The 7433-nt window shown below is 58.6% G+C and carries 6 protein-coding genes; all 6 read right to left on the bottom strand.

Translation table 11 applies throughout. The features are described from left to right. Positions 1-510: 510 nt before the first annotated feature. The 6 genes from BW686_RS11460 to BW686_RS11435 all read right to left on the bottom strand — a co-directional run bounded on the left by BW686_RS11460 (position 511) and on the right by BW686_RS11435 (position 7286). On the bottom strand, positions 511-1386 hold the full coding sequence (locus tag BW686_RS11460; protein ID WP_084916731.1) for a D-hexose-6-phosphate mutarotase: 876 nt from the start codon (positions 1384-1386) through the stop codon (positions 511-513). Between the two features lie 109 nt (positions 1387-1495). Next, positions 1496-2857, bottom strand: coding sequence for a carbohydrate porin (locus BW686_RS11455; RefSeq protein WP_084916728.1), 1362 nt, complete (start codon positions 2855-2857; stop codon positions 1496-1498). A gap of 133 nt (positions 2858-2990) precedes the next feature. Further along, positions 2991-4151 (bottom strand): ABC transporter ATP-binding protein, encoded by a 1161-nt coding sequence (locus BW686_RS11450; RefSeq protein WP_084916725.1) that lies wholly within the window; start codon positions 4149-4151, stop codon positions 2991-2993. 2 nt (positions 4152-4153) lie between these two features. Then, positions 4154-4999, bottom strand: a complete 846-nt coding sequence (locus tag BW686_RS11445) for a carbohydrate ABC transporter permease (RefSeq protein WP_084916722.1) — start codon at positions 4997-4999, stop codon at positions 4154-4156. After that, positions 4992-5900, bottom strand: a complete 909-nt coding sequence (locus BW686_RS11440) for a carbohydrate ABC transporter permease (protein ID WP_084916719.1) — start codon at positions 5898-5900, stop codon at positions 4992-4994. Before BW686_RS11440 ends, BW686_RS11445 begins: the two co-directional genes overlap by 8 nt. A gap of 99 nt (positions 5901-5999) precedes the next feature. After that, positions 6000-7286 carry an ABC transporter substrate-binding protein gene (locus tag BW686_RS11435; protein ID WP_084916716.1) on the bottom strand — a complete coding sequence of 429 codons (1287 nt, stop codon included), beginning with the start codon at positions 7284-7286 and terminating at the stop codon, positions 6000-6002. Between the last annotated feature and the right edge of the window lie 147 nt (positions 7287-7433).

Below are 7433 nucleotides of genomic sequence, written 5' to 3'. Positions count from 1 at the left end.
CGGCGGTTCTGCGATGTCAGCGATGTCTGTTTACGGCTCAAGGCACCTTTTCGCCTGCGTCGTCAGCGCCATCGCGGTAAAAACGCTTTTGACTCTCGTGCCGACGCTCCGCGTTGGCATGCAGTTCGTGACGCTCCGCGTCACACGGCGGTTCTGCGATGTCAGCGATGTCTGTTTACGGCTCAAGGCACCTTTTCGCCCCTCGGCGACCTACTTTGATGGGGCCAAAGTAGGCAAAGCCCCTGGCTCCGTTTCCGGCCCGACTTCGTCGGGTTCCTTCGCCCTGTCACTGATCCGGGGGTCGCCGCAACGGGCCATCCCTGGCCCGGTGCGGCTAACTCGGCATCCTTGCCGAGTTACCCCCGGATCAGCGCCAGGACTCAGCCGTCACTTACGTCGCACTCTGCATCGTTAGTGCCATCGCGATAGAAAAGCGCTTTTTATGCGCAGTGATTACCCGCTGGGCCATAGTACAGATGTGACGCGCAGAGAATTGGCAGTCTGCTCAGGTCAACCCGCCAGACTCGCCTGCAATTTGAGCTGCACCTGCTCGCCCGGTCTCAGGCTGAAGGCGTCGCCGGAGCCTGATGCCGCTTCTACGCGTACGAAGCCTGTGGCTTCATTTCCGCATACGCCCAGCAGGGGTCTGCTGCCGGGGTGCCAGACTACGGTGTTGGTGCTGTCGCCGGTGTCGATGTTCAGTCGGCGTTGCCAGGTGGGGTCTTGGAGTTGCAGGGCGCCGGCGTGTTCGAAGACGCGCTGACAGCCGCCTGCCACGCGCAGTTCGCCTTGCTGCTGGCACGCCTGACGGCTGAGTTCGTCATAGCCTTGAGCGCCGTCCAGGCCGTCCAGTGCTACCTCCGCGACATCGCTGATCCGCCAATACGCATGCAATGCGTGACTGAAATGACACGGCTCGCTGTCTTCGTGACAGGTGCTCAGACGCAGTTCCATGCCCTGCCCCAACTCGGCGTGCAGGTCGACCTGCCAGTCCCATAGCTGCAAGCGCCAGTGCAGGCTCACGCCCTCTTCGCTCTCACGGCTATCGATTAGTTTCCAGTCCAGCAAGCGCCCCCAGCCGTGCGCAGGCCAGCCACTTTCGCCGGGATGCCGGCCATACCAGGGCCAACAGACCGGCACACCGCCCCGAATCGCACCCACTTGTGGCCATTGCGCTGCGCACCACAGCCAGGGTTTCTGGCCACGTGGCTGGAAATGCAGCAGTTGAGCGCCCTGCCGACTGAAAACGGCCTGACACTGAGGATGATCAATCACCAGAACGTCGCGCAGCTGGTGACGTTCCCACTCGAAAGTCGGTCTGGCACGGCGGGATCGGAAGAAGCGTTGCAATGGATGTTCAGGCAGTTGCGCGTCGTGAGTGGTCATCGCCCATCGCGTCCCTGAAAAATAAAAGGATCAACTCATAAAAAAACGGGCAGCCAGGCTGCCCGCAAAGCACACACGACCCTTGATCGCGTTACGCGTCAATCAATACTCAGAACTTCGATTGAATCTTGATGCCCGCTACGATGGCATCATCAACCTGATCAACACCGCCAGGGTGCTTGATGTATTGCAGGTTGGGGCGCACGGTCAGCCAGTTGGTCACGTGGAAGCCGTAGTAGATTTCGGAGTTGTACTCGGTGCTCTGGACCGGCAGGTAACCAGGGTTATCGAAGTCATTGATGCCGCTGATCTGGTTGGCCAGACGCACGCGATCCTGCACATCGTCGTTGACGTGGATACGGGCGATACCGATACCGATGTCATCTTTCGGACGCGAGTTGAACGGGCCTTTGTAGGTCAGACCGATCTGCTGGTAGTTATCAACGAAGTTGGTGGCCTTGTCATGCACAGTGGCGTTGGCAAAGATGTTCAGACCGCGTGACGCGTCGCCGTTGTGAGTGGTCAGCTGTTGCTGTGCAACGACCCACCAGCCATGCTTGCTGTCATGCGACTTGAACGCAGCGCCAGTGGCCGCTTGCGGCTGACCGTTGACGTCTTCATAGACATCATCGGCGTTAGGCGTGCTCTTGTAGAAGCCGACACGGTATTCACCGGGCAACGAGTTGATGGTCGGGGTCCAGACCAGTTCAACCGGCAGGATCATGCCTTTGGTGCCGCTACCGCTCAGCTTGAAGCCGTTGCCGGTTTCCAGGTTGGACGGGTTCTGCTCGTAGACACCCACTTGTGCATACACTTCCGGGGTGATGTTGTACTTGACGCGCAAGGCCCACTGGCTGATTGGCCAGTTGTACCAGGTGTTCACGTAGTTACCGACCTGCGAACCACAGAACGACAGGTTCTGGAAGTCGCACGGGAAGCTGTTGAAGTCTTCGCCCGGCCCGAAACGACCGGCCTTGACGTCCAGCGCGCCGTCAAAATACTTTTGTTTGACCCACATCTGAGTCAGACGCCAGGTCTGGCCACGACCCCAGACTTCCTGAGAAGAACTGAGCGTACCGGCACGAGGATCGCCGATCCGGTCGTTGGAGATATTGCGCCCGCTACGTTCGGTGATTGCCAGTTTGAACTCAGCGTCCTGCCAGCCAAGCACTTTCTGCAAATCGATCTTCATGCCCAGCGCGAACTGATCGCTGTAACGGCCGGTGGTGTCGTCGTTGGAGCCGCCTTTCAGGTTGCTGGCCATCTCGGAAACGTATTCCAGCGAGAAGTCATAACCCTTGTCCAGCAACTCGGTGCGCTTGCCGCCCCAGTCGCCGGTCATCCAGCGTGAATCGGCACCAAAAGCTTCGTCAGCATGAACATTGCCTGCCAGACCCATCGCACCCACTACCGACAGCGTGCTGACCAACTGAAGCCGGGAAAGCGATTTACCTTTGTTGATCTTCTTCATCCCATCAATCCTCGTTTTATTGTTATTAGCTTTGGTAGACGTCTTGCTTCATTCACTGCTTGTGTTCACTGACAGGCCGTTTCGTTGTGGCAGTCGACGGCCGATCAGCGATGCTCGGTATTGAATCAATCTATCACTTGCGGTTCAACTGGGAGACGTTGCTTGCTCGCTCGGCCGCCGGTGGTTGCCCCAGGACCCCGAGACGCTCACCGCTCTGGGCGTCGAAAATCAGGACCTTTGAAGGATCGAATTGCAGCGTCAGGCTCTCGCCCACCTGTGGGGCGACATCCGGGGCAAGACGGCAGCAGACCTTGCTCTGGTTCAGCGTCACGAACACCAGTGTATCCGGCCCGGTAGGTTCGGTGACTTGCACCTCGGCACGAATGGTGGGCAGCCCCATCGATTCTTCGGTCGCCAGCATAATCTGTTCTGGCCGAATGCCAAGAATGATTTCACGGTCTTCCAGTCCGGCATCGGAAACGCCGACCGGCAGTTCGCAACGCGCCTGACCGCTGTCGAGCATCGCGAGCAATTGGCCATCCTTGCGTTGCAGGCGCAGCGGGATGAAGTTCATTGGCGGTGAGCCGATGAAGCTGGCCACAAACAGGTTGGCCGGATCATTGTAGATCTGCTTAGGCGTGCCAAACTGCTGGACGATACCGTCCTTCATGACCGCCACTTTATCGCCCAGCGTCATGGCCTCGATCTGGTCGTGGGTGACATAGACCGTGGTGGTTTTCAGACGCTGGTGCATCAGTTTCATTTCGGTACGCATCTCGACCCGCAACTTGGCGTCGAGGTTGGACAGCGGCTCATCGAACAGGTAGATCTTCGGACGGCGCGCCAGCGCGCGCCCCATCGCGACCCGCTGCTGCTGACCACCGGACATCTGTCCCGGTTTGCGATTGAGCAGGTGCTCGATCTGCAGCAGCTTGGACACCCGGGCGACTTCCTCGTCGATGTCAGCCTGCGGCATCTTGCGAATCTTCAGACCGAACGCAATGTTCTCGCGAACGGTCATGGTCGGGTACAGCGCATAGGACTGAAACACCATAGCGATGTCACGGTCTTTCGGGCTGGTACCGCTGACGTCTTCGCCATCAATCAGAATTGCGCCGCCGCTGATGCTTTCCAGCCCGGCAATGCAGTTCATCAGGGTGGACTTTCCGCAGCCGGACGGGCCGACCAGAATCAGAAACTCGCCATCCTTGATCGACAGCTCGATGTTCTTGAGCGTGTCCGGCAGGTTGCTGCCGTAGGTCTTGTTGACGTTGCGTAATTCGAGAGTCGCCATGATTACCCCTTGACCGCGCCGGCCGTCAGCCCACGCAGGAAATACTTGCCAGCCAGTACGTAGACCAGCAGTGTCGGCAGGCCGGCGATCATCGCCGCCGCCATGTCAACGTTGTATTCCTTGGCGCCTGTGCTGGTGTTGACCAGGTTGTTCAGCGCCACGGTGATCGGCTGAGAATCGCCGCTGGAGAACACAACGCCGAACAGGAAATCGTTCCAGATCTGGGTGAATTGCCAGATCAGGCAGACCATCACGATGGGCGTCGACATCGGCAGGATGATGCGGCCGAAGATCGTGAAGAAACCTGCGCCGTCCAGACGTGCAGCCCGGACCAGAGCCTCCGGAATGCTGACGTAGTAGTTACGGAAGAACAGCGTGGTGAACGCCAGCCCGTAGACCACATGAACGAACACCAGCCCCGCTGTGGTATTGGCCAGGCCCATCTTGCCCAGCGTGAAGGAAGCCGGCAGCAGCACGGTCTGGAACGGCAGGAAGCAACCGAACAACAAAAGACCGAAGAACATTTGCGAGCCCTTGAAGCGCCACATCGACAGCACATAGCCGTTGAGCGCGCCGATGGCCGTTGAAATGAGCACCGCCGGAACCGTGATTTTGATCGAGTTCCAGAAGTAGCCGTCAACGATGTCCCAAGCCTTGATCCAGCCAATCGCGGTGACCACGCTCGGCAGGCTCAGCAGGTTGCCGGTGCCGATGTCTTCGGGCGTCTTGAAGCTGGTGAACAGCATCACCACCAGTGGCACCAGATAAATCAGGCACGCCAGCGTCAGCACGGCGTAAATCAACACACGACTGAAGCTGATGCCCGGTTTGCCAACATGACTAGTCATGGCGTTTGGTCCTCAGCTCGGAATACAGGTACGGCACCAGAATCGCCAGGATTGCGCCCAGCATCAGAATCGCACTGGCCGAGCCCATGCCCATCTGGCCGCGACTGAAGGTAAAGGAATACATGAACATCGCGGGAAGGTCAGACGAGTAGCCGGGGCCGCCGGCGGTCATCGCCGCCACCAGATCGAAGCTCTTGATGGCGATGTGCGCCAGAATCATGATCGCGCTGAAAAATACCGGGCGCAGGCTAGGTAACACCACACGCCAGTAAATCATCGGCAAACTGGCACCGTCCATTTGTGCCGCGCGAATGATCGATTGATCGACGCCGCGCAGCCCTGCCAGAAACAGTGCCATGACGAAACCGGAAGACTGCCAGACGGCAGCGATGACCAGGCAGTACACGACGCGATCCGGGTCAACCAGCCAGTCGAGGCGGAAACCTTCCCAGCCCCAGTCGCGCAGCATCTTGTCCAGGCCCAGGCCGGGGTTGAGCAGCCACTTCCAGGCGGTACCGGTGACGATCATCGACAACGCCATCGGGTACAGATAAATAGTGCGAATCACGCCCTCGCGGCGGATGCGCTGGTCCAGCAGGACAGCCAGCAGGACACCGATCACCAGGCTGATGGCGATGAACATGCCACCGAACACCGCGAGGTTCTTGCTCGCCACCCACCAGCGGTCGTTGTCCATCAGGCGCGCGTATTGCGCCAGGCCGACCCACTTGTAGGACGGCAAAAACGTCGAGTTGGTGAACGAAAGCGCAAACGTCCAGAGGATGTAGCCGTAAAAACCGACCAACACGATGAACATGCTGGGTGCCAGCACCAGTTTGGGTAGCCAGCGTTGCAGCGCATCCATGGGCGAAGCTTTGCTGTGCGCAGCGACAGAGCTCATCGGGAGTATCCCTTATGTCGAATTCAGGCCGCAGCCGTGGGTGAAATCAGCCAGGGATTTCAACACCACGAACTGCGGATGCAGGCTTTCTGATAGGTATTACTGGGCCGACTTGACTGCGGTCGCCAGCTTCTTGGCGGTGGCGGCCGGATCGGCTGACGGGTCGTTGATGTAGTTGGTGATCACATCAAAGAACGCGCCCTGCACTGCCAGCGTAGTCGCCATGTTGTGCGCCATGCTCGGCTGCAGACCGCCGGTCTTCGAATCAGCCAGGAAGTCCTTGGCAGCCGTTTGAGCGCAGGAGTCAAAACCGTACTTGTTCATGTCGGCAAGCATGTCTTCACGCACCGGGATAGAACCCTTGTTGATGCTGAAGACCTTCTGGAAGTCCTCACCCATCGCGACCTTGGCCAGATCCTGCTGTGCAGCAGTGGTGCCTTTGTCTTTCTGCTTGAAGACTGCCAGCGAGTCGATGTTGTACGTGAACGACTTGTCGGTGCCCGGGAAGGCTACGCACTGGTAATCCTTGCCCGCGACTTTCTTGGCTGCGGTCCATTCGCTTTTGGCCCAGTCACCCATGATCTGCATGCCGGCCTTGCCGTTGATGACCTTGGCCGCTTCCAGGTTCCAGTCCTGACCCTTGCCGTCCGCGTCCATGTAGGTCGCGACCTTTTTGAGTTCGGTCAATGACTTGACCATGCCTTCGCCGGTCAATGCACCTTTGTCGAGATCAACCAGGGCTTTCTTGTAGCCATCTGCACCCATCACCGAGAGCACAACGGCTTCAAATACGGTGCTGTCCTGCCAAGGCTGACCGCCATGTGCCAGCGGGATGAAACCGGCTTTCTTCAGCTTGTCGCCCGCAGCGTAGAATTCTTCGAGGGTGGTGGGTGCCTTGTCGATGCCGGCCTTCTTGAAGACTTCGGGGTTGATCCACAGCCAGTTGACGCGGTGAATGTTCACCGGCACGGCGACGTAATCACCGTCGTACTTCACGGTATCGGAGACTTTCTTGTCCAGCAGCGAGTCCCACTTCTCGGCCTTGGCGACCTCTTTCAACGCGTCGGTATCCAGCAGGCCGGTAGAGGCCCATTCCTGAATGTCCGGGCCTTTGATCTGGGCAACGCCTGGCGGGTTGCCAGCAACGGCGCGGCTTTTGAGCACCGTCATGGCCGTGGCACCACCGCCACCGGCAACGGCACCGTCTTTCCAGACGAAGCCGTCTTTTTCAACTTGCGCCTTCAAGACATCGACCGCAGCTTTTTCCCCACCCGACGTCCACCAATGCACCACTTCAACAGTGCCTTTGGATTCAGCGGCGGTAGCGCTCAGAGGGAACAACGAAGCGAGAGAGATGACAACAGCGAGACGTGACATGGAATTCATCGAATTGACCTTTCTTGTTGTTATGCATGAGCAAGTCTGGTGCTTGCGCTTCGTGGGATTCTAACCAAGACCTGTACAGCTTCAGTAACGAAGGGACGCGCATATGTCACAGAATGGTTACACGCGGTTCATTTCCGAGACAGCCTG

The sequence above is a fragment of the Pseudomonas syringae genome, assembly GCF_002157375.1.
Lineage (GTDB): Bacteria > Pseudomonadota > Gammaproteobacteria > Pseudomonadales > Pseudomonadaceae > Aquipseudomonas > Aquipseudomonas syringae_T.
This window is presented reverse-complemented; position numbering and strand designations above follow the sequence as displayed.

Bases quoted from the DNA above. Each gene is read 5' to 3' on its own strand.
- BW686_RS11460 (WP_084916731.1), bottom strand. From the start codon at position 1,386: ATGACCACTCACGACGCGCAACTGCCTGAACATCCATTGCAACGCTTC.
- BW686_RS11455 (WP_084916728.1), bottom strand. From the start codon at position 2,857: ATGAAGAAGATCAACAAAGGTAAATCGCTTTCCCGGCTTCAGTTGGTC.
- BW686_RS11450 (WP_084916725.1), bottom strand. From the start codon at position 4,151: ATGGCGACTCTCGAATTACGCAACGTCAACAAGACCTACGGCAGCAAC.
- BW686_RS11445 (WP_084916722.1), bottom strand. From the start codon at position 4,999: ATGACTAGTCATGTTGGCAAACCGGGCATCAGCTTCAGTCGTGTGTTG.
- BW686_RS11440 (WP_084916719.1), bottom strand. From the start codon at position 5,900: ATGAGCTCTGTCGCTGCGCACAGCAAAGCTTCGCCCATGGATGCGCTG.
- BW686_RS11435 (WP_084916716.1), bottom strand. From the start codon at position 7,286: ATGAATTCCATGTCACGTCTCGCTGTTGTCATCTCTCTCGCTTCGTTG.